This window comes from Pseudonocardia sp. Ae331_Ps2 (genome assembly GCF_001932405.1).
GTDB lineage: Bacteria > Actinomycetota > Actinomycetes > Mycobacteriales > Pseudonocardiaceae > Pseudonocardia.
In genome coordinates this window covers 3500986-3502922 of sequence record NZ_MCIM01000001.1, presented here as the reverse complement: position 1 = coordinate 3502922, position 1937 = coordinate 3500986, and the positions used below count along the sequence as shown (strand labels likewise).

Below are 1937 nucleotides of genomic sequence, written 5' to 3'. Positions count from 1 at the left end.
TCGGCCGCACGTCGCTGGTCCATAGCGGCCATCCATCAGGTGCGGTGAGGACCTGGATGTTCCCGCCGTGGCGGCGGTGCTTGCCCGACCACCACAGGTCGACCCCGGGGGTGAGGCCGAGCGCGCGGCACCGGTCGGTGGCGATCAGGGTGCCGTCGAGATTCACGTGGGTGTGCCCGGCTGTGCGGGCGGCGAGCAGGGCTCCGTGCAGGCCGGGTGCGGCCGCGGCGAGGACGTCGATGCCTTCGTGCAGGTAACGGTAGGCCGTTGCAGTGCTGATCGCGTTGTCACCGGCCAAACATCGGACCCGGGTAGCATCACAGAACCAGCGGATCACCAGCACTGCCTGGGCGAACGGGGTCAACGCCCGCCGCCGGGTGCCACGTCGACGGCGTTGAAGGACCAGGAGCCGCGCCAGATAGGCCACGGTGCGCTCCCCGATCGGGAGGACAGCGGTGTAGGTGACAGGATCAGACATGCAGGACCTCGGTGACGGTGTCGATCTGTGCTGGACCGAACCGATCTACCGGGGTCCTGCCCCGTTCCCGCTCATCTCACCACCCTCGGCGTGTCGCCACGACCTGCCACCCCGCTACTGAGAACACCTCACTGTCCAGAATACGGTTCTCACGTTTCCTGGATGGCGGTCAACGTTACGCGTCGGTTACTGTTGGACCGCTCTCGGGCGGGACTCAGCACCGGTCGAAGAAGTCGTCGAGCACGGGTACGCCGAAACGCAGGGCATCCACCGGAACACGCTCGTCGACACCGTGGAAGGCGGCCGGGAAATCGAAGTCGGCCGGCAGCTTGAGTGGGGCGAAGCCGTAGCAGGCGATGCCGAGCCGGCTGAAGTGCTTCGCGTCCGTACCCGCGGGCAGCAGGTACGGGATCACACCGGCGCCCGGGTCGTGGCGGGCCACGCTGGCCGCCATCGCGTGCGTGAGCGGGGTCGGGAAGTCCGTCTCGACCGCGACGTCCCGATAGAAGATCTCGCACGTCGCGTTCGGCCCGACCAGCGCGACGAAGGACGCGATGAACTCGTCCTCGTGCCCCGGCAGGAACCGGCAGTCCAGCTCGGCGCTGGCCAGGCTCGGGATCACGTTGGTCTTGTTGCCGGCGCTGATCAACGTCGGCGACGCGATGTTCTGCAGCGACGCGCCCACGATCCGTTCGAGCGGGGAGATCGCCTTGAGCAGCGCGTCCGGGTCGTCCGGGTGGAACTGCTCGTCCAGCTCGGCGGACAGCGCGTCGATGAACTGCCGGGTCGTCGGTGTGAGCTGGACCGGGAACCGGTGCTCGCCGACCCGGTGCATGATCTCACCGAGCTGCGCGATCGCGTTGGAGGAGTTGAGCATGGAGCCGTGCCCGGCGATCCCCTTCGTGGTCACCCGGAACCAGATGACCCCCTTCTCCGCGGTCTCCACCAGGTAGAGCCGGCGGCCGTTCGGCAACGTCGCCGAGAAGCCGCCGACCTCACCGATCGCCTCGGTGCACCCCTCGAACAGCTCCGGTCTGTTGTCCACCAGCCATCGCGCGCCGAGCCGACCTCCGTTCTCCTCGTCGGCGACGAACGCGAGCACGACGTCGCGCGCCGGCGGGCGACCCGCCCGCATCCGCGCCCGGACCACCGCCAGCATCTGCGCCGCGAAGTACTTCATGTCGACCGCCCCACGGCCCCACAGGCAGCCGTCGGCGATCTCCCCGCCGAACGGGTGGTGGCGCCAGAGCGCGGGCTCGGCCGGCACGACGTCGGTGTGGGCGTGCACCAGCAGGCCGGGCCGCTCGGGATCGGCCCCGGGCCAGCGCGCCATCACCGTCGTGCGGCCCGGGCGCGGCTCGATCAGCTCGACGTCGAGACCCACCTCGGTCAGCAGCCCCGCCGCGTACTCGGCGGCGAGCCGCTCACCGGGCCCGCGGTCGTCGCCGTAGTTGGACGT

Annotated in this window: 1 protein-coding gene and 1 pseudogene; both read right to left on the bottom strand. The window is 69.8% G+C overall.

Annotated features, from left to right (window positions below):
- Positions 1-478, bottom strand: a pseudogene (locus tag Ae331Ps2_RS33335) (IS5/IS1182 family transposase); the annotation flags it as partial.
- Between the two features lie 214 nt (positions 479-692).
- A partial coding sequence (locus tag Ae331Ps2_RS16820) for a M20/M25/M40 family metallo-hydrolase (protein ID WP_083696286.1) occupies positions 693-1937 on the bottom strand: 1245 nt, incomplete at its 5' end.